The organism is Schlegelella aquatica, from assembly GCF_026013905.1.
GTDB classification, from domain to species: Bacteria; Pseudomonadota; Gammaproteobacteria; order Burkholderiales; family Burkholderiaceae_C; genus Caldimonas; species Caldimonas aquatica.
The window spans coordinates 2,643,855-2,663,023 of record NZ_CP110257.1; the positions used below are offsets into that span (position 1 = coordinate 2,643,855).

Genomic DNA, 19,169 nt, shown 5'->3' on the forward strand with positions numbered 1-19,169 from the left:
AGGAAAGCACAGAAGGGAGACAGCGGTGATCGCTCGGGAGTTCCCACGACGCGGCTCGCTGTCCAGCCGCCCCATTCTGCCGTGCCACTGCTGGCCGCAGGGCTGCCCCCCCCCACAAGGAGGGGCCGCTCAGCCCGGTAGCGCGTCGATGAACTCGCGCACCAGCCGCTCGAACTCGGCCGGCTGTTCGAGCACGCTGATGTGCGACGCATCGCCGATGACCGCGAGCCGCGCCCCGGGCACCGCCTGCGCCAGCGCCTCGGCCATCTCCACCGGCGTGCCTTGGTCCTTCGCACCGGCGATCACCAGCGTCGGGCAGGCGATGCGGGCGAGCCCGTCGCGCCAGTCGAGCGCCGCGATCGCCTCGCAGCACGCCATGTAGGCCGACGGATCGCAGCGCAGCAGCGTCGCGCGCGAGCGCGCCTCCACCTCGGGATGCTGCGCGCGGAAGGCCTCGTGGAAGTAGCGGCCCATCACCATGTCGGCAATGGCGGGCAACCCCCCTTGGCGCACCGCGTCGATGCGCTGCCGCCACAGCGCGCGGCCCGCCTCCGGGTAGTGCGACGTGGTGTTGGCCGCCACCAGGGCCTGCACCAGTTCGGGATGCCGGATCGCCAGCCCCTGCCCCACCATGCCCCCCAACGACAGGCCCACCCACACCACCGGCCCGCGACCCCATTCCCGCACGAGCCGCGCCGCATCTTCGACCAGATCGTCCATGGCGTACGGCCCGCCCGGCGCACTCGAGCGGCCGTGGCCGCGGTGGTCGTAACGCAGCACCTCGCAACCGTGCGCGGCGAGCGACTCCGCCAACCGATCCCACAAGTGAGCATCCATGCCGAGCGCGTGGCTCAGCACCACGGGCCGCCCCTGCCCCTGCAGCAACACGTGCAGTTGCGGAGTGCTGAAGGTGTGCTGCTCGCGCACGCGCCGCTCGGGCGTGAGCGGCTGCGGCGGCGGCGCGATCCCGTGTTCCTGCAGCACCTGCATCGCAAGTTTGAAGGCCGTGTTGGCCGCAGGCACCCCGCAATAGATGGCTGATTGCAGCAGCGTCTCCTGCAGCTCCTGCAGCGGCACGCCGCCTTCGACCGCGGCGCGGAAGTGCAGCTCGAACTCCTCCCAGCGCCCCTGCGCGACCGTCATGCCGAGCACGAGCAGACGGCGCGTGCGATGGTCCAGCCCCGGGCGGCCCCAGATGTCGTTCCAGGCATAGCGCGTGATGAGCGACTGAAAATCCGCATTGAAGCGGTTGGCCGAATGGAGCGACCGCTCCACCCAGGCGTCGCCGAGCACCGCGCGCCGCTGCTGGAGGCCGCGGTCGAAATCGTCTTGAAGATCGTGAGTCATTGCCTGTCCTGACCGTCGTTCACTGGGCGGCTTGCGCGCGCAGCCGCGGCAGCCACTCCCGCACCCACCGGGCCGCGGGTTGCGCCGCCTGCACCGGATCGAAGAGCCGCTCGAGCTCGGCGGCATCGAGCGTGCCCGACAACGCCGGGTCGGCCTGCACCGCCGCAGCGACCAGCTCCTTCAGCGGCCGGTGCTCTTGCACCGCACGCCTGGCCAGCGACTCGACCAGCGTGTGCGCCGCCGACTTGCCGATGCGCTCGGCCAGACACAGGGCGACCACCTCGGTCGACACGAGCCCGTGCAGGGCGTCGATGTTGCGGCGCATGCGCGGTGCATCGACCTCGAGGCCGCCCGCTGCCTGTGCCAGCGCGCGGACCGCGCCGTGCGCCGTGATGAAGAGCCCCGCCCACTCCGCCAGTTCGGCCTGCCAGTTGCCCAGGCCGCGCTCGTGTTCCTGAGGCATGGCCGCCAAGATGGCTGCGACCCGATGCGGCGCGCGAGCGGCCGCGGCCAGCGCCACCATCGACGCCACCGGATTGCGCTTGTGCGGCATGGCCGACGAGCCGCCCCGCCCGGTTCCCGAGGGCTCGGCCAGTTCGCCCACCTCGGACTGGGCCAGCAGCGACCAGTCCCGCGCGATCTTGCCGAGCGCACCGCACAACACACCCACCTCGGCGCCGAAGGCCACCCACTCGTCGCGCTGCGTGTGCCAGGCCTGCCCCGGCCAGTGCAGCCCCAGCTCCTGGGCGATCCGCGCCGCCACCGCAGAGCCCCGCGCGCCGAGCGACGAGAGCGTGCCGACCGCACCGCCGAACTGCAGCGCAAGCGCCTCGTGCGCCCGTCGGCGCAAGGACTCGCGCCGGCGCACCAGCGGCGTCGCCCAGCCGACGCACTTGAATCCGAAGCTCACCACCTGGGCAGGCTGCATCAGCGTGCGCGCGAGCACCGGCGTGTCGGCGTGCACCTGCGCGAGCTCCAGCAGCGCGCGGATGAGCTCGCCCAGGTCGCGGTCGATCATCGCCCACGCCCGGCGCGTGAGCAGCGCCATCGCGGTGTCGATCACGTCCTGGCTCGTGCTGCCCCAGTGCACGTAGCCCGCCGCTTGCTTGTCAAAGAGCGCGACCGTCTCGGTGAGCTTCTTGACGAGCGGGATGGCGAGGCTGCCGGCACGCCCGCTTTCGGCCACCAGGGCGGAGATGTCGTACAGATCGGCCTTGCAGACGTTGGCGATGGCCTGGGCCGCGGAGGCAGGAATCAGCCCTTCGGCCGCGCATGCCCGCGCCAGCGCCGCTTCGAAGTCCATCATCGCCTGCACGACGGAGGACTCGCCAAACAGTGAAAGTGCCTCAGGTGTGGAAAGAAAACCTTCGAAAGGAAAGGAGGCCATGCAGATCCTTCGTGCGCCAATCGCACGAAAGTGTGGAGTTCGAACAATCCCGGCAATCTAGGCTATATTGCTCGCGCTCACAAGCACCTGGAGGCCCGTGCGAGGGTCGGTTGCGCGGTCATCGCGCGCGTCGAGGCCGGAGCCTACCGGCCCGCATCAAGAGGTGGGGTCATGTCGGCGTTGTTGCAGCAACCCTTCACAATTCAGAAGCGCGACTTCATCGCCGGGCTGGAGAAGGGTTTGGCGGTGATCGAGGCGTTCGACCAGGAACGCTCGCGCCTGTCGATGACGGAGGTCGCGCAGCGCACCGGCCTCACGCGCGCCGCAGCGCGCCGCTACCTGCTCACGCTCACGCAGCTGGGCTACGTGCACTACGACGGGCGCATGTTCTCCCTCACCGCCAAGGTGCTGCGGCTCGGCCAGTCCTATCTGCACTCCGGGCGCTTGCCGCGCGTGGTGCATCCGCAGTTGCACAAGCTGGCACACGTGCTCCAGGAGGCCTCCTCCGCCGGCGTGCTGGACGGCAACGACGTGCTGTGCATCGCCGCCACCACCGCAGGCCGCATCGTCTCGGCCACACTGGCCCCGGGCACGCGCGTGCCGGCCTACTGCACGTCCAACGGACGGGTGCTCCTGGCCGCCTTGCCCCAGGAGCAGGTGGACCAATGGTTGGAGCAGCAACAGCTCGAGCCGCTCACACCCCACACCATCACGCACCGTGAGCGCCTGCGCATCGAGATCGCCCGCGCCCGAGCGCAGGGCTACGCCATGGTCGATCAGGAACTCGAGCTCGGCCTGCGCACGCTGGCCGTGCCGATCCGCAATCTGCGCGGCGACACGGTGGCGGCGCTCAACGTCAGCGTCCATGCCGCGCGTATGTCGATGAGCGATCTGCAAGAGCGCTGCCTGCCGGCTCTGCTGCAGGTGCAAGGCCAGCTGCGCAGCTTGCTCTGACCCCCGAGCGGGGTGGCCGGCGCCTCAGCGCCGCGCCGCGGCGCGCAGCTCGCTCGGGCTCGCCCCGAAGTGCTGCTTGAAGACGCGGCTGAAATGCGAGGGCTGTTGTAGCCCCACGAGAGCGCGATCTCGGTGATCGAGGAGCCGGCGAACTCGTGCGACAACAGATCGCGGCGGCACGCCTGCAGACGCTGCGTTTGGATGTAGTCCGCCAGCGTCGTCTCTTCCTGCTCGAACACCGCGTGCAGCGACCGCTTGCTGCAGCTCAGGGCCTGGGCGATTCGGTCGATCGTGAGCTCGGGATCGCGCAAATGGGCTTGCACGTACTGCTTGATGCGGTCGCGCAGCAGCTCGCGCTGCGTCACGGCCGTGGGCTTGCCGGCCTTTTCCAGCATCGCCAGTTGCAGCAGCCGACTCAACGCGTCGGCCACCCCGACCCCGGCGTGCGGGGGCAGCTGCGGCAGCTCGTGGAACACGCCGTTCATCATCTCGTAGGCCAGCCGCGCCACACCGACCGAACCCGGGAAGCGCCGCACCATGACCTCGGGCAAGGACACGCGCGGGTCCATCAGCTGGTCCTTGGGCAGCAGCAGCACCAGCTGCTCGACCGCGTCGGGGTTGGACACCGTGTAGGCCTCGGTGGTGTCGTACACGCTCCAGTCGCCCGGCGCGAGCCAGACCTGGCGCCCGTGCTGCTCGAAGCAAGCGTGGCCCTTGAGCTGAGCGACGACCTTCAGGAAGGGCCGGTCGCTGTGGCGGATGAGGGTGGGCGTGCGCACCACGCGGTGGCGGCTGACCTGCAAGCGACACACCGTCATGTAGCCGACGTCGCCATGCTCGATGCGCCCGGTGAACATCGGGTCGCCATAGGCGTCGGAATGCAGGCGTCCGATCAGCCCCCAGATGCGATCGCCCCACCAGGCCAGGCGTTCGCCGGCGGGCACTTCGTCGGTGGAGATGGAATGCAGGCCGGACATGGCCGCAGAGTATGGACCTGGGCCTGCGGCCTGCGCCAAAGCCCTGGCGGCAACTGCACTAGGGATTTCCCTCAGCGATCTGCGCTGTCGAGCAAGGCCGCGCGCACTGGCAGGCAAGCGCCGCGGCGGCGCCCTTCCTACGATGCCGCGCATGACTCGACGCAAGGAGACGACATGCTTGAGACACGCCGTGCGCTGCTGACCCTGGCCGCCCTCCTCGCCTGCGCGGGCCCCGCCTGCGCGCAGGACAAGATCCGCATCGGTTGGGCGCTGTCCAAGACGGGCCCGAACGCGGGCGGCGTCGCGACCACGCAGGCGCCCAACTACCAGCTGTGGGTGCAGGAAGTCAACGCCGCCGGCGGCTTGCTGCTCAAGTCCACGGGCAAGCGCGTGCCGATCGAGGTGGTCGAGTACGACGACCGTTCCAGCTCCGAGGAAGCGGTGCGTGCGGTCGAGCGGCTCATCACGCAGGACAAGGTGGACTTCGTGCTGCCGCCCTGGGGCACCGCGCTCAACCTCGCGGTGGGCCCCACCTTGCACAAGCATGGCTACCCGCACCTGGCCTTCACCGCGGTCACCGACCGCGCCCCCGAGTTGGCCAAGCGATGGCCCAACGCCTTCTTCTTCCTGGGCACGAGCGCGCAGTACGCCGAAGGCCTCATGGCTCACCTGGAAAGCCTGCGCCGAGAGGGTCGCATCGGCCCCACGGTGGCGATGGTGAGCGTGGCCGACGGCTTCGGCATCGACCTGTCGGGCGCGGCGCGCAAGGTGGTCGAGAAGCACGGCTTCAAGCTGGTCTACGACAAGACCTATCCGCTCGGCACACAGGACATGGCACCCATGCTCCAGGAGATCAAGGCGCTCGACCCGGACGTCTTCATCGCCTTCTCGTACCCGCCCGACACGCTGACGATCACCGACCAGGCACGCGTCGCCGGCTTCAATCCCAAGGTCTTCTACACCGGCGTGGGCACGGCCTTTCCGGTCTACAAGCAGCGCTTTGCCGCCAACACCGAAGGCGTGATGGGCATCGGCGGCGTGAACTTCGACAGCCCGGCGATCAAGGACTACTTCAAGCGCCACCAGGCAGCGACCGGCCGCGAGCCGGACCGCTGGGCCAGCGCGATCACGTATGCCGGCCTGCAGGCCTTCCAGCAGGCCCTCGAGCGCGTCGGCCGCATCGACCGCGCCGCGGTGTCCGCCGAACTGAAGAAGGGCAGCTTCGACACCATCGTCGGCCCGATGAAGCTCGACCAGCAGGTCTACACCGGCCAATGGGAAGTGGGCCAGTGGCAGGACGGCGAGTTCTACGCGATCGCTCCGGCCCAACGTGCGGGCGCGCGCAACGCCATCGTGCCGAAGCCGGCCTGGAAACACTGAGCCGAAAAGCGCCGGAGTCCCGCCTCGATGGTCCTGATCGACATCCTGCTCGGCGGCCTCACGCTGGGCGGCCTCTATGCCCTCGTGGCGATGGGGCTGACGCTGCAGTACGGCGTCGCCCGCATCATGAACCTCGCCCACGGCGAGTTCCTGATCCTGGCGAGCTTCGCGGCCTTCGTGCTCGTGAGCCAGTGGCGGCTGCACCCGCTGCTGGCGCTGGTTCTCGCACTGCCGCTCGGCTTCGCGCTGCAATGGGCGGTGTACCGCGTGCTGCTCACGCCGCTCGTCAGGCGCACGCAGGCCGGCCCCGCGCTGGAGGCGGACAGCATCCTGGCCACCTTCGGCCTGCTGTTCATCGTGCAGGGCATCGTGCTGGTGATCTTCGGCGGCAACTACTACAGCTACAGCTATCTGTCGGTGCCCGTCTCGATCCTGGGCAGCACAGTGGCCGCGAACCGGCTGCTGGTGCTCGCGCTCGCGGTGCTGATCGGCGGCGCGTTGTACGTCGCGCTGATCAAGACCCGCCTGGGCACCGCGGTGCGGGTGGTGGCGGTCGCGCCGCGCTTCGCCCCGCTGGTGGGCATCGACGTGCGCGCCCTCTCGGCGCTGGCCTTCGGCCTGGGCGGCGCGCTCGTTGCGGCCTGCGGCGTGCTGGTCAGCATGTTCCTGCCCTTCTCCGCCTCGATGGGCGTGGTCTTCACGATGAAGGCGCTGGTCGTCGTCATCATGGGAGGCGTCGGTCATCTGGCCGGTTGCCTCGCCGCCGGGTTGCTGCTGGGCCTGGTGGAGTCGATCGTCGCGCGGCTCGTCGACCCCGGCCTCACGCTGGCGGCTACCTATGTGCTGTTCCTCGGGGTGCTGCTGCTGCGCCCCGCGGGCCTGTTCGGGAGGGCCGCACGATGAGCTCGGGCCGACTCGACGCCGTGCCCGCCCGCGCGGCACCGACGCAAGGGGTACCTCGTCACCCGGCGTGGGGGTGGCTGGCGGGGGCGGTCGCCCTCGCCGCCCTCGCCGCCCTCGCCGCCGCGCCGGCGGCGACCGCCAGCGACTACTGGCTGTCGCTCGGTATCAACCTGCTGCAGTACGCCGTGATGGCCACGGCCTGGGCCTTGTTCTCGGGACCGACGCGCTACGTGTCGCTCGCCACCGTGGCCTTCTTCGGCATCGGCGCCTACACCTTCGCGGTGCTCGGCGAAACCTGGCCTCAGCCCGTGGTGCTGCTCACGGCGCTTGGCCTCGGCGTGGTGCTGGCGGTGCTGACCGGCCTGGCGACACTGCGCCTGTCGGGCGTCCACTTCGTGATCTTCACCTTCGGCCTGGCCGAACTGGTGCGCCAGCTCGTCACCTGGTGGGAGGTCAATGTCACCAAGTCGGTGGGACGCTATGTGTTCGTCGACATCACGCAGCGCGAGATCTACTGGCAACTGCTCGCCCTGCTGGTGGCCGTCCTGGCCCTGGGCGCCTGGATCCGCCGGTCCCGCCTGGGCTTGGCGCTGCGCGTGATCGGCGACGACGAGCAGGTCGCCTCGCACCTGGGCATCGACACCGCACGCACGAAGATCCTGCTCTTTGCGATCAGTGCCGGCTTCATCACGCTGACCGGCGCGGTGATGGCGCCGCGCTGGACGTATCTGGACCCTGCGATCGCGTTCAACCCCACGGTGAGCTTCCAGGTGCTCATCATGGCCCTGCTCGGCGGGGCGGGCCGGCTGTTCGGGCCGCTGGCCGGCGTGATCCCGCTGGTGCTCCTGTTCGAGGTGCTGTCCGCCCGTTTCCCGAACCACTTCCCGATCCTGCTGGGCCTGGTGTTCCTCGGCATCGTGTACCTGGTGCCCAACGGCGTGCTCGAGGCCGTCCAGCGCGCCGGGCGTCCGCGCCGCACGGAGTCGCCCTCGTGAGCGCGCTGCTGCACGTCCAGGGCCTGCGCAAGGCGTTCGGCGGCCTGGTCGCGGTGGACGGATTGGGCTTCGAGGTCGCCGCGGGCGACATCCTCGGCTTGCTCGGGCCCAACGGGTCAGGCAAGACGACCGCGTTGAATCTGATCTCGGGCGCCCTCGAGCCGGACGCGGGCTCGGTGCGGTTGGACGGCGTCGAGTTGGCGGGGCTGCCGGCCCATCGCATCGCGCGCCTGGGCGTGGCCCGCACCTTCCAGCTGGTGCGCGTGCTCCCGTCGATGAGCTGCCTCGAGAACGTCGCCGCCGGGATGGCCTTCCGTCCTCAAGGCGTCTTCGGTGCGCGGGCGCGCTCGCTCGCGATCGAGCTGCTCGAAAGGGTCGGCCTTGCGCATGCCGCCCACGCGCACGCGGGCGATCTGACCTACATCGATCAGAAGCGCCTCGAACTGGCACGCGCGCTCGCGCTCGCGCCGCGCGTGCTGCTGCTGGACGAATGGCTCGCGGGCCTGAACCCGACCGAGCTGCAGGAAGGCATCGCGCTGGTGCGCTCGCTGCGCGAACAGGGACTGGCCATCGTGCTGGTCGAGCACGTGATGGACGCGGTGCACGCGTTGTGCGACCGCTGCGTCGTGATGAGCGCGGGGCGGTGGCTGGCGGCGGGACCGACGGCACGAGTGCTCGCGGACCCGAAGGTCGTCGAGGCCTATCTCGGCGAGGACGCGCAGAGCCTGGAGGCGAAGGCGGACCATGCTTGAAGTCGAACGCCTGTCCGTGCACTACGCCCGCCACGTCGCGCTGCGCGACGTGGCGCTGCAAGTGCGTCGCGGCGAGCTCGTGGTGATGCTGGGCGCCAACGGCGCGGGCAAGAGTTCGCTGCTCAAGGCCATCGGCGGGATGGTCGCCCCGCAGCCCGGAGCGCGCGTGCGGCTCGGGACGCACGACCTCGCGCGCATGCCGGCGCACCGCGTGGTCGAGGCGGGTCTGGCCCTGGTGCCCGAGGGCCGCGGCCTCTTCGGCGATCTGACGGTGCGCGAGAACCTGCGGCTCGGCGCCCTGCCCCAGCGCGCGAGGAAGGGCGAATCGGCTACCTTCGAGCAGGTGCTGCGGCTCTTTCCGCGGCTGGCCGAGCGGCTGTCGCAACCGGTGCGCACGATGAGCGGCGGCGAGCAGCAGATGGTGGCGATCGGCCGCGCGCTCATGTCCGCCCCCGACATCCTGCTGCTGGACGAGCCGTCGCTCGGCCTGGCCCCCAAGACCACCAAGGAGCTGTTCGCGGCGCTCGCCCGCGTGCGCGAGCTGGGCATCGGCATCTTGCTGGTCGAACAGAACGCGGCCTTGAGCCTGGCCATCGCCGACCGTGGATTGCTGATCGAAAACGGCCGGATCACCGGCGGCGGCAGTGCGCGCGAATTGCGCCAGGACCCGGCCGTGCGCCGCGCCTACCTGGGCGCAGCGCATTGAGCCGCCTGCAGACCCGCCCTGTCCCGACTTGATGTGGAGGACCCCATGTTCCAGATCGACCTGTTGATCGACCATGACGACCGCCCCGCCAGCGGCGGCGCCACCTTCGTGCGGCGCAATCCGATGACCGGCGAGGTCGCCACCCGCGCCGCGGCGGCCACCGTCGCGGACGCGCGCGCTGCGGCCGATGCGGCGGCGCGCGCCTTCCCGGCCTGGTCCCAGCTCGGCCCGGGCGCCCGTCGCGCGATGCTGCTCCAGGCGGCCGACGCGCTCGAGGCGCGCACGCCCGAGTTCATCGCCCGCGCCGCGTCGGAAACCGGCGCCACCGCGGGCTGGATCGGCTTCAACTGCATGCTGGCCGCCCACATGCTGCGCGAGGCGGCCTCCATGACGACGCAGATCACCGGCGAGATCATTCCCTCCGACGTGCCGGGCCTGCTCGCGATGGCTCATCGCCAGCCGGTCGGCGTGGTGCTGGGCATCGCGCCGTGGAACGCGCCCGTCATCCTTGGCACCCGGGCACTCGCGATGCCCCTGGCCTGCGGCAACACCGTGGTGCTCAAGGCCAGCGAGCTGTGTCCCGGCACGCACCGCCTGATCGGCGAGGCGCTGCGCGAGGCGGGCCTGCCGCCCGGCGTCGTCAACGTGATCACCAACGCGCCCGAAGACGCGCCCCAGATCGTCGAGGCGCTGATCGCGCACCCCGCCGTGCGCCGCATCAACTTCACCGGCAGCTCGCGCGTCGGGCGCCTCGTCGCCATCAAGGCGGCCGAACACTTCAAGCGCGTGCTGCTCGAACTGGGCGGCAAGGCGCCGCTGGTGGTGCTGGACGACGCCGATCTGGACGCCGCCGTCGCAGCGGCTGCCTTCGGCGCCTTCATGAACCAGGGGCAGATCTGCATGTCCACCGAGCGCATCGTCGTCGACGAGGGCGTCGCTGACGAGTTCGTGCGACGCCTGGCCGCCAAGGCCGAGAGCCTCACGGTGGGCGACCCGCGCGAAGGCAAGGCGGTGCTGGGCTCGGTCGTCGACCCGGCGGCGGTCGAGCGAGTGCAGGCGCTGATCCACGACGCCATCGGCCAGGGCGCCAAGCTCGTGGCGGGCGGCACCACCCAAGGCACGCTGATGAGCGCGCACGTGCTCGACCATGTGACGCCCGCGATGCGGATCTACGGCGAGGAGTCCTTCGGGCCGGTCGTCACCGTCGTGCGCGTGCGCGGCGTCGACGAGGCGGTGCGGGTGGCCAACGACACCGAGTATGGCCTCTCGGCCGCGGTGTTCGGCCGCGACGTCACTCGGGCGCTCGAGGTGGCGCGCCGCATCGACTCGGGCATCTGCCACGTCAACGGCCCCACCGTGCACGACGAGGCGCAGATGCCCTTCGGCGGCGTGAAGGCCTCCGGCTGGGGCCGCTTCGGCGGCAAGGCAGCGATCGACGAGTTCACCGAACTGCGCTGGATCACGGTGCAGTCGGGTGAGCGGCACTACCCCTTCTAGCGCCCCGAGCCTTCGCGCGCCGAGCCCCAGAAACGACGAGAGGCCCCGAAGGGCCTCTCATCGACATCGCACCAACGCAGGATCAGTGCTGCAGGATCTTCGAAAGGAAGTCCTTCGCCCGGGGCGAACGGGCGTCCGGATTGCCGAAGAATTCTTCCTTCTTGCAGTCCTCGATGATGCGCCCCTGGTCCATGAAGATCACGCGGTGGCTCACTTTGCGGGCAAAGCCCATCTCGTGCGTCACGCACATCATCGTCATGCCCTCCTGCGCGAGCTGCACCATCACGTCCAGCACCTCGCCCACCATCTCAGGGTCCAGCGCCGAGGTCGGCTCGTCGAACAGCATCACGATGGGGTCCATCGACAGCGCGCGCGCGATCGCCACCCGCTGCTGCTGACCGCCCGAGAGCTGCCCGGGGAACTTGTCCTTGTGCGCCGACAGACCCACGCGATCCAGGTACTTCAGACCCCGCTTGATCGCCTCGTCCTTGCTGCGGCCGAGCACTTTCATCTGCGCGAGCGTCAGGTTCTCCGTGACGCTCAGATGCGGGAACAGCTCGAAGTGCTGGAACACCATGCCCACGCGCGAGCGCAGCTTCGGCAGGTTGGTCTTCGGGTCGGACACCGAGATGCCGTCCACCAGGATCTCACCCTTCTGGAAGGGCTCGAGCGCGTTGACCGTCTTGATCAGCGTGGACTTGCCCGAGCCCGACGGCCCGCACACCACCACCACCTCGCCCTTCTGGACGCTGGTCGTGCAGTCGGTCAGCACCTGGAACGAGCCGTACCACTTGCTGACGTTCTTGATTTCGATCATTGCCGACATGTTGTCGTCTCCTAGGAGTCAGTGCCCGGCGCCTTCAGCGCACGATGGCGATTTTCTGCTGCAGGCGCTTGACCAGGCGCGACAGCGCAAAACAGATGACGAAGTAGACCACGGCCGCCAGCAGGTAGGCCTCGACGGGGCGGCCCATGTTCTTGCCTGCGACCTCGAAGCCCTTGAGCAGGTCGTAGGCGCCGATCGCATACACCAGCGACGTGTCCTGGAACAGGATGATCGTCTGGGTGAGCAGCACCGGAAGCATGTTGCGGAAGGCCTGCGGCAGGATCACGTAGCGCATGTTCTGCCCGTAGGTGAGCCCCACCGCCTGCCCGGCGTACACCTGCCCGCGCGGGATCGACTGGATGCCGGCGCGCATGATCTCCGAGTAGTACGCCGCCTCGAACAGCGTGAAGGTGATGACGGCCGACATCTCCGCCCCGATGGGCCGGCCGAGCACGAACGGCACCAGCAGGAAGAACCAAAGGATCACCATCACCAGCGGGATCGAGCGCATGCCGTTGACGTAGATCGTCGCCGGGATCGCGAGGATCTTGATGCCCGACAGCCGCATGAGCGCGAGCACCGTGCCGAGCAGGATGCCTCCGATCATCGCGATCAGCGTCAGCTGGATGCTGAAGAGGAAGCCCTTGAGCACGTAGCTCTGGAGGAGGCTCCAGCTATAGAAGGAGAAGTCCAGAGTACCCATTTACTTGCCCCCTCCCACGTAGCCCGGCACCCGCACCCGCGCCTCGATGAAGGCCATCACGCGGTTGACGACGAAGGCCGAGACGATGTAGAGCGAGGTGACGGCCAGGTACACCTCGATGCCGCGCGAGGTTTCCTCCTGCACCTGCATCGCATAGAGCGTCAGCTCGGCGATCGAGACCGCGAACGCGACCGAGGAGTTCTTAATGATGTTCATCGCCTCCGACGTGAGCGGCGGCACGATGATGCGAAACGCCATCGGCAAGATGACGTGGCGGTACGTCTGCGGCAGCGTGAGGCCGAGCGCCGAGCCCGCCATCATCTGCCCGCGAGGCAGCGACTGGATGCCGGCGCGTACCTGCTCGGCCACCCGCGACGAGGTGAAGAAACCCAGCGCGAAGACCACCAGCACGAACGGTGACAACGAGCGCAACGGCGTGAAGATCGCCGGCAACACGTGGTACCACATGAAGATTTGCACCAGCAGCGGGATGTTGCGGAACAATTCCACCCAGGCCGTCGCGAAAGCCTGCAGTGCCTTGCTGGGCACGGTGCGCAGCGTGCCGATGAGCGCACCGGCGACGAGGGCAATCACCCAGCCGCTGCCGGCCACCGCCAGCGTCCAGCCCCAGGCCGACATCATCCAGTCGAGATAGGTCTCACCGGCGCCGGTGTCCTGCAGGAAGACTTGCCAGTCCCATTGGTAAGCCATGATCGTTCTCCGCCGCCGGGCTGAAACAAGGCCCCGGCGGACAAAAAAAGACCCACCCGCGGGGCAGGTGGGTCCCGGGCAAAGGAGCCTTACTTCTTCGCGTAGGCTTCCATCGGGTTGTCGTTCGGGTTGGCGATGGCCGCCTTGAGCGTGCCGCCCATCGGCAAGCTCACGCTCACGTTCTTCGGCGGGATCGGCTGCATGAACCACTTGTCGTACAGCTTGTTGATCTCGCCGCTCTTCATCATGTTGCGGATGGAGTCATCCACAGCCTTCTTGAAGGCCGGATCGTCCTTGCGCATCATGATCGCGATCGGCTCGACCGAGAGCACCTCGCCGACGATCTTGAAGTCGCTCGGCGACTTGGACGTGGCGATCAGGCCGGCCAGCAGGTTGTCGTCCATCACGAAGGCGTCGGCGCGGCCCGACTCGAGGATCAGGAAGGAGTCGGCGTGGTCCTTGCCGTAGATCTCCTTGAAGTCGATGCCGCCGGCGCGCTCGTGCTTGCGCAGGTGCTGCACCGACGTGGTACCGGTGGTCGTGACCACCGTCTTGCCGTTGAGCTGGTTGATCGAGGTGATGCCGGACTTGGCGTTGACCGCCATGCGCACCTCGGTGACGTAGGTGGTCAGCGCGAAGGCGACCTGCTGCTGGCGTGCCTGGTTGTTGGTCGTCGAGCCGCACTCGATGTCCACCGTGCCGTTTTGCACCAGCGGAATGCGGTTCTGCGAGGTCACCGGGACGTACTCGACCGTCAGCTGCGACAGGCCGAGCTGCTTGCGGATGTCGGCGAGCACACGTTCGCAGATCTCCACGTGGTAGCCGACGTACTTGCCGCTGCCCAGGGTGTACGACAGCGGCTGCGAGGACTCGCGCACGCCCATCACGACCTTGCCGGTCTCCTTGATCTTCTTCAGCGTATCGGCTTGAGCCACGCCGGCAGCCATCAGGGCGGCGGCCAGGATGAGCAGGGACTTCTTCATACAAGAGCTCCTATCGCGGTTGAGCAAGACCTCGTGGGTCGGGAGGAAGTTCGGATTCTAGGCACCCCGCCGCCCGCGTCATTACGTAGTCGCCGCGGGCGCGTGAACCCGTAGAGGGGTGCCCTTCTGCCTTCAGAACGGCACCTGGTCGGTGGGGTACTTCCAGAAATCCTTGAGCAAATAGCTCATCGGCAGGTTCAACGGGGTATTGCGCGGCGGGATGGGTTTCAGGAACCAGCGATCGTAGATGGGGTAGATCTCCCGGCTCTGGATCAGCCGCTTCATCTCGTCGTCCACCACCCGTTTGAACTCCGGGTCGTCCTTGGGCAGCATGATCGCCAACGGCTCGATCGTCAGGAACTTGCCCACCACCTTGAACTTGGAGGGGTCGGGGCGCCCGGCGATCAAGCCGTAGAGCAGCACGTCGTCCATCGCGAAGCCGTCGGCCTCGCCCTTCTCGACCATCTCCACCGCCCGCGCATGGTCGGGCGCCTCCAGCACCTGGATGCGCAAGAGCCGCTCCCGGTTGGCCTGCTCGATCGCCTTGAGCGGCGTCGTGCCCTTGGTGGACACGAGCTTCTTGCCTTCGAACTGCGGCAAGTCGTCGATCGTGCTGTCAGAGCGCACCAGGTAGCGCGCACCGGTGATGTAGTGCGGCACGGTGAAGGCGACGGTCTTGCGACGCTCGGCGTTGTTGGTGGTGGAGCCGCATTCGAGGTCGGCTTTGCCCTCGGCGATGGCCTGCAGGCGGTTCGCCGGCGTGACGAGCAGGTACTCGACCGACAGGCTCCTCATCTCCAGCTTGCGGCGCACCGCGTCGGCGATCCGCTGGCACAGCTCCACGGCGTAGCCCACCGGCTTCTTGTCGGCGTCTAGATACGAGAACGGGACCGAGGACTCCCGGTGCGCGACGACGATCTTGCCGGTGGCGCGGATGCGCTCCAGCACCGTCCCGGCACAGGCACCGCCCGCCAACGCTCCCAGCAAGGCCGTCATCATCGCGACCCGACCCCAGTGCTTGGCTGTCTTCTTCATCGTTGTCACTCCACTGCGGCATGGGCCCGGCGGCGTCCAGTCGCCCGCCCGGCCAAAAGGCCGCAAGTGTCGCCGATCCGGCGGGCGCTCGTTCGACCCGGTGCGTCGCAGCAACAGCAGGGACGTGGAAGGCTGCACACCGCGGCGCCCGCGTCGTGGGCGCGACTGTAGGGCCGGCCGGCGCTGTCGCGCCAATGCCGTTTGCTCCCGGCCGCATGCACAAAGCGCATGATGCATCAGGGTTTCCACGAGCCCGCGGGGGGAGCGTCGGGGAGGACGGCGGGCCGATGCCTCACCCGCGACGGGCACCACCCTGCCGCAGGTACTCCCACAGTGCCTGGGCGCTGGCCCGCACGTGCTTGGCCACCTCGGGGCGCTCGCGGTAGATCCGCACGTCCATCGTCACCTCGAACGGGCCTGCCGGCGCCGCAGGCACGAGCCGGCGGGCCTTGAGCTCCTTGCGCACCGAACTCACCGGCAGGAACGCCAAGCCGTGCCCTTCCAGCGCCATCGCCTTCAGGCCCTCGGCCATGTCGGTCTCGTAGATCGGGTCGAGGTTGAGCGGGGTGGGCGAGCGCTTGATGATGAGGTCCACCAGGCGGCCGAGGTAGGCCCCCGATGCGTAGCCCAGGAAGGGCACACGTTCGTGCGGCCGCGTGGGCAGGCGAAACAGCGGCTGCCCGTCGGGGCCTGCCTTGGCGTAGGGCGCGAGCGTCTCCTGGCCGAGGCTGAGCATCTCGTAGCGATCGGGGTTGAGCTGCAGCGGCTGGGAGGCGTGGTGGTAGGCGATGAGCAGGTCGCAACTGCCTTCGACCAGCCGCATCACCGCATCGTGCACGTTGAGCGCGATCAGCCGGCTCTTGACCGCGCCGAAGCTCTTGCGCAGGTCCGTCACCCACTGGGGGAAGAAGGTGAACGCCAGCGTGTGCGGCACCGCGAACTCGATCATGTCCTGCGCGCTGGCGCGGTGGCCGCGCATCATGTTGCGCGTGGCCTGCAAGGAGCCGAGGATCTCCAGCGCCTGCGCGAGGAACGTCTCGCCCGCCGGGGTGAGGCGGGTCGGGTAGGACGAGCGGTCCACCAGATCGACACCCACCCAGGCTTCGAGCGCCTGGATGCGGCGCGAGAAGGCGGGCTGGGTGACGTGCCGCAGCTGGGCCGAGCGCGAGAAGCTGCGCGTCTCGGCGAGGCTGACGAAGTCTTCGAGCCACTTGGTTTCCACGGCCCGAAGTGTAGGCGCTGCGCCGCCGCCCGCACGCGCGCCCGGTGCCATCGCCCATTCCTGCCCCGCTCCTGCCCGTCTCGCACGTCGGGCGTCTCCTCTGTCAAGATGCGCGGCAATGGACAAGGAACTCGACAGCGCCTTGGTGTGGTTCCGCCGCGATCTGCGGGCGGACGACCACGCCGCGCTCTACCACGCCCTGCGCGCCGCGCGGCGGGTGTGGTGCGTCTTCGTGTTCGACACCGACATCCTGCAAACGCTGCCACGCCGGGACCGGCGGGTCGAGTTCATCCACGCCAGTGTGCGCGAGCTCGACGAGGAGCTGCGGGCGCTGGGCGCGCGCCACGGTGTCCCGCATGCGGGGCTCGTCGTGCTGCACGGGCGCGCGACGGAAGAGATCCCCCGTCTGGCGCAGGCCCTGCACGTGCAGGCGGTGTACGCCAACCACGATTACGAGCCTGCGGCGCGGCAGCGCGACGCCCGGGTGCGCGGCCGGCTGGCCGATGCCGGCATCGTCCTCCACACCTCGAAGGACCAGGTCGTCTTCGAGGCCGACGAGGTGCTGACCGGCGCGGGCTCGCCCTACAGCGTGTTCACGCCCTACAAGACGGCTTGGCTCAAGAAGCTCGCGCCCTTCTACCTGCGGGCCTACCCGGTGGAGCGCCATGCAGCGGCGCTGGCCAGCGTGCCGGACGCCTGGCGGGCCGCACCCCCCAGCCTGGAGGCGCTCGGCTTCGAGCGCACCAACCTTCACGAGTTGCGCCTGCCGCCCGGCATGCACGGCGCGGCCGAGCTGCTGGTCGACTTCCTCGAGCGCATGGACCGCTATCACGAAACGCGCGACTTCCCGGCCCTCAAGGGACCGAGCTACCTCTCCACCCACCTGCGCTTCGGCACTGTCTCGATTCGCCGGCTCGCGCGGCTGGCATGGGAGCGCACGCAGGCGGGCTCCCTGGGGGCGCAAACCTGGCTGTCCGAGCTCATCTGGCGCGACTTCTACTTCCAGGTCCTGCACCACCACCCGCACGTCGTGGACCATGCCTTCCGCCCCGAGTACGACCGCATCAAGTGGGAGCACGGCAAGCATGCCGAACAGCTCTTCGCGGCCTGGTGCGAAGGACGCACCGGCTACCCGATCGTGGATGCGGCGATGCAGCAGCTCAACCAGACCGGCTACATGCACAACCGCCTGCGCATGATCGCCGCCAGCTTCCTCACCAAGGACCTCGGCATCGACTGGCGCTGGGGCGAGCGCTACTTCGCCGAAAAGCTCAACGACTACGACCTCGCCGCCAACAACGGCGGCTGGCAGTGGGCGGCCTCGACCGGCTGCGACGCGCAGCCCTACTTCCGCATCTTCAACCCCGTGAGCCAAAGCCGGAAGTTCGATCCGCAGGGGCGCTTCATCCGCCGCTACCTGCCCCAGCTCGCACGCCTGTCGTCCGAGGCGATCCACGCCCCGTGGCAAGCCCGACCGGTCGAACTCCAGGCAGCCGGCGTCGCGCTGGGGCACGACTACCCGCAGCCCATCGTCTCACACGAGGAGGCGCGCTCGCGGACGCTCGCGCGCTACGGTGCTGCCCGCGACGGCCAGCGCGGCCAGCGGCGCCAGGAGCATGCGACTCCCCGGTCGCCGGGCGTCGAGGACTGACCCAGCCGGGGGTCAGAAGAGTTCGATGTCGCCGACCTTGGCCGCTTCCTGCAGCACCCCCTGGCGCACCAGTTCGGCATGGCTGCACACCTGGTTGCGGCCCCGCTGCTTGGCCACGTACACCGCCCGGTCGGCCCGCTCGAACGCCGCGGTCGGCGTGTCGCCCGGCTTCACCTCGGTAAAGCCGATGCTTGCAGTGACGCGGCCGACCTGCGGGAAGGCGTACCGCTCGACGTTGTGCCGCAGCCGCTCGAAAGCCTGAGCGGCATCGTCCTCGCTGCCGCAGCGCAGCAGCACGACGAACTCCTCGCCCCCGAACCGGTAGAGCCGGTCCTGAAAGCGGAAGGTGCTGCGCAGGATGCGTGCGACGAGCAGGAGCACCTCGTCGCCGATCAGATGGCCGAAGCGGTCGTTGACCGATTTGAAGTGGTCGATGTCCACCACGCCCAGCCAGTGCCGTTGCGCTGCCGGCTCCTGGCGGCGGTCCTCCTGCGCGGCGGGCCCGGCCGGTCCGGGAGCCGCATGCGCCGTCTTGAGAAAGGCCTCGTCGAAGGTCTTGCGGTTCAGCAGCCCGGTCAGGGTGTCCCGTTCGCTGTAGTCGAGCAGGCCATGGAAGTTGCGGTAGATGCGCAGGATGCTGCCGACCATGCGGCGGGTGGCGCCCGGCATCGGCCGTGCCGTGCGCACCTCGATCACGCCCAGCGCCTCGGCATCGGTGAGGAGCGGAAACCACGTCACCGCCTCGCCCTCGGGTGTGTTGGAGGCCACGACGGACTCGCTCTCGACGCACTCGCACCGCTCGCGCACGCTGGCCTTGGGCGCCAACGCCTCGAACGCCACCCACGGCGGGTCCGAAACGGCGGTGGTCTGACCCGCCGTCAGACGGGCGCGCAGCAACCAGCGCTGGTCGTCGCCTTCGCCCACGAGCTTGTAGACGACGACCTGGCGAGGCCGCAGCAGATCCATCAGTGCATGGGCGAGCGTGACGTCCAGCAGGTCGCGGTCGCGGTAACCCGTGAGTGCGGCGAGGTGGTCGATCGCGTTCGGCATGGCGTGGTGAGCGGCGGTCGTGGACAGCACCGGCCTGGAACCGCCCCATCCCGGGCCCGGGGGGCCGCTGCCCGCCGCCCCGAGGGGCGC

At 69.1% G+C, this 19,169-nt stretch carries 17 protein-coding genes and 1 pseudogene; 8 read left to right on the forward strand and 10 right to left on the reverse strand.

Going from position 1 to position 19,169, the window contains the following annotated elements; all coding sequences use genetic code 11:
- Positions 1–129: 129 nt before the first annotated feature.
- Positions 130–1,347 (reverse strand): bifunctional 4-carboxymuconolactone decarboxylase/3-oxoadipate enol-lactonase PcaCD, encoded by a 1,218-nt coding sequence (pcaCD, locus tag OMP39_RS12040; RefSeq protein WP_264891960.1) that lies wholly within the window; start codon positions 1,345–1,347, stop codon positions 130–132.
- A 19-nt stretch (positions 1,348–1,366) separates the two neighbouring features.
- Positions 1,367–2,734, reverse strand: coding sequence for a 3-carboxy-cis,cis-muconate cycloisomerase (gene pcaB / locus OMP39_RS12045; protein WP_264891961.1), 1,368 nt, complete (start codon positions 2,732–2,734; stop codon positions 1,367–1,369).
- A 171-nt stretch (positions 2,735–2,905) separates the two neighbouring features.
- Here pcaB and OMP39_RS12050 point away from each other — a divergent pair, with 171 nt between their 5' ends.
- Positions 2,906–3,688 carry an IclR family transcriptional regulator domain-containing protein gene (locus OMP39_RS12050; protein WP_264891962.1) on the forward strand — a complete coding sequence of 261 codons (783 nt, stop codon included), beginning with the start codon at positions 2,906–2,908 and terminating at the stop codon, positions 3,686–3,688.
- Between the two features lie 158 nt (positions 3,689–3,846).
- On the opposite strand, the pseudogene OMP39_RS12055 reads toward OMP39_RS12050, so the two are convergent.
- Positions 3,847–4,818: pseudogene (locus OMP39_RS12055) on the reverse strand (AraC-like ligand-binding domain-containing protein); the annotation flags it as partial.
- A gap of 21 nt (positions 4,819–4,839) precedes the next feature.
- Here OMP39_RS12055 and OMP39_RS12060 point away from each other — a divergent pair.
- The 6 genes from OMP39_RS12060 to OMP39_RS12085 are packed head-to-tail and all read left to right on the forward strand — an operon-like array spanning position 4,840 to position 10,898.
- Entirely contained in the window at positions 4,840–6,045 is a 1,206-nt protein-coding gene (locus OMP39_RS12060; RefSeq protein ID WP_264891963.1) for an amino acid ABC transporter substrate-binding protein, read from the forward strand.
- A gap of 27 nt (positions 6,046–6,072) precedes the next feature.
- Entirely contained in the window at positions 6,073–6,948 is an 876-nt protein-coding gene (locus OMP39_RS12065; RefSeq protein ID WP_264891964.1) for a branched-chain amino acid ABC transporter permease, read from the forward strand.
- Entirely contained in the window at positions 6,945–7,943 is a 999-nt protein-coding gene (locus tag OMP39_RS12070) for a branched-chain amino acid ABC transporter permease (protein WP_264891965.1), read from the forward strand. The genes OMP39_RS12065 and OMP39_RS12070 overlap by 4 nt, the downstream gene beginning before the upstream one ends.
- Positions 7,940–8,695 carry an ABC transporter ATP-binding protein gene (locus OMP39_RS12075; RefSeq protein WP_264891966.1) on the forward strand — a complete coding sequence of 252 codons (756 nt, stop codon included), beginning with the start codon at positions 7,940–7,942 and terminating at the stop codon, positions 8,693–8,695. Before OMP39_RS12070 ends, OMP39_RS12075 begins: the two co-directional genes overlap by 4 nt.
- Positions 8,688–9,401, forward strand: a complete 714-nt coding sequence (locus OMP39_RS12080) for an ABC transporter ATP-binding protein (protein ID WP_264891967.1) — start codon at positions 8,688–8,690, stop codon at positions 9,399–9,401. The genes OMP39_RS12075 and OMP39_RS12080 overlap by 8 nt, the downstream gene beginning before the upstream one ends.
- A gap of 45 nt (positions 9,402–9,446) precedes the next feature.
- Entirely contained in the window at positions 9,447–10,898 is a 1,452-nt protein-coding gene (locus OMP39_RS12085) for an aldehyde dehydrogenase (protein ID WP_264891968.1), read from the forward strand.
- A gap of 82 nt (positions 10,899–10,980) precedes the next feature.
- Here the strand turns inward: OMP39_RS12085 and OMP39_RS12090 are convergent, their stop codons facing one another.
- From OMP39_RS12090 to OMP39_RS12115, 6 genes are all read right to left on the reverse strand, one after another.
- A complete protein-coding gene (locus tag OMP39_RS12090) occupies positions 10,981–11,715 on the reverse strand; it encodes an amino acid ABC transporter ATP-binding protein (RefSeq protein ID WP_264894560.1) in 735 nt (244 codons plus the stop codon).
- A 43-nt stretch (positions 11,716–11,758) separates the two neighbouring features.
- Positions 11,759–12,427: an amino acid ABC transporter permease gene (locus OMP39_RS12095; RefSeq protein WP_264891969.1), complete on the reverse strand. Its 669-nt coding sequence runs from the start codon at positions 12,425–12,427 to the stop codon at positions 11,759–11,761.
- Complete coding sequence (locus OMP39_RS12100) at positions 12,428–13,138, reverse strand: amino acid ABC transporter permease (RefSeq protein ID WP_264891970.1); 711 nt, start codon at positions 13,136–13,138, stop codon at positions 12,428–12,430.
- Positions 13,139–13,227: 89 nt separating this feature from the next.
- Positions 13,228–14,121 (reverse strand): amino acid ABC transporter substrate-binding protein, encoded by an 894-nt coding sequence (locus tag OMP39_RS12105; protein ID WP_264891971.1) that lies wholly within the window; start codon positions 14,119–14,121, stop codon positions 13,228–13,230.
- A 132-nt stretch (positions 14,122–14,253) separates the two neighbouring features.
- A complete protein-coding gene (locus tag OMP39_RS12110) occupies positions 14,254–15,156 on the reverse strand; it encodes an amino acid ABC transporter substrate-binding protein (protein ID WP_395138739.1) in 903 nt (300 codons plus the stop codon).
- A 292-nt stretch (positions 15,157–15,448) separates the two neighbouring features.
- Entirely contained in the window at positions 15,449–16,378 is a 930-nt protein-coding gene (locus tag OMP39_RS12115; protein ID WP_264891972.1) for a LysR substrate-binding domain-containing protein, read from the reverse strand.
- Positions 16,379–16,496: 118 nt separating this feature from the next.
- Here OMP39_RS12115 and OMP39_RS12120 point away from each other — a divergent pair, with 118 nt between their 5' ends.
- Positions 16,497–18,029: a cryptochrome/photolyase family protein gene (locus tag OMP39_RS12120; protein ID WP_264891973.1), complete on the forward strand. Its 1,533-nt coding sequence runs from the start codon at positions 16,497–16,499 to the stop codon at positions 18,027–18,029.
- 12 nt (positions 18,030–18,041) lie between these two features.
- Here the strand turns inward: OMP39_RS12120 and OMP39_RS12125 are convergent, their stop codons facing one another.
- Entirely contained in the window at positions 18,042–19,109 is a 1,068-nt protein-coding gene (locus OMP39_RS12125) for a GGDEF domain-containing protein (protein ID WP_264891974.1), read from the reverse strand.
- Between the last annotated feature and the right edge of the window lie 60 nt (positions 19,110–19,169).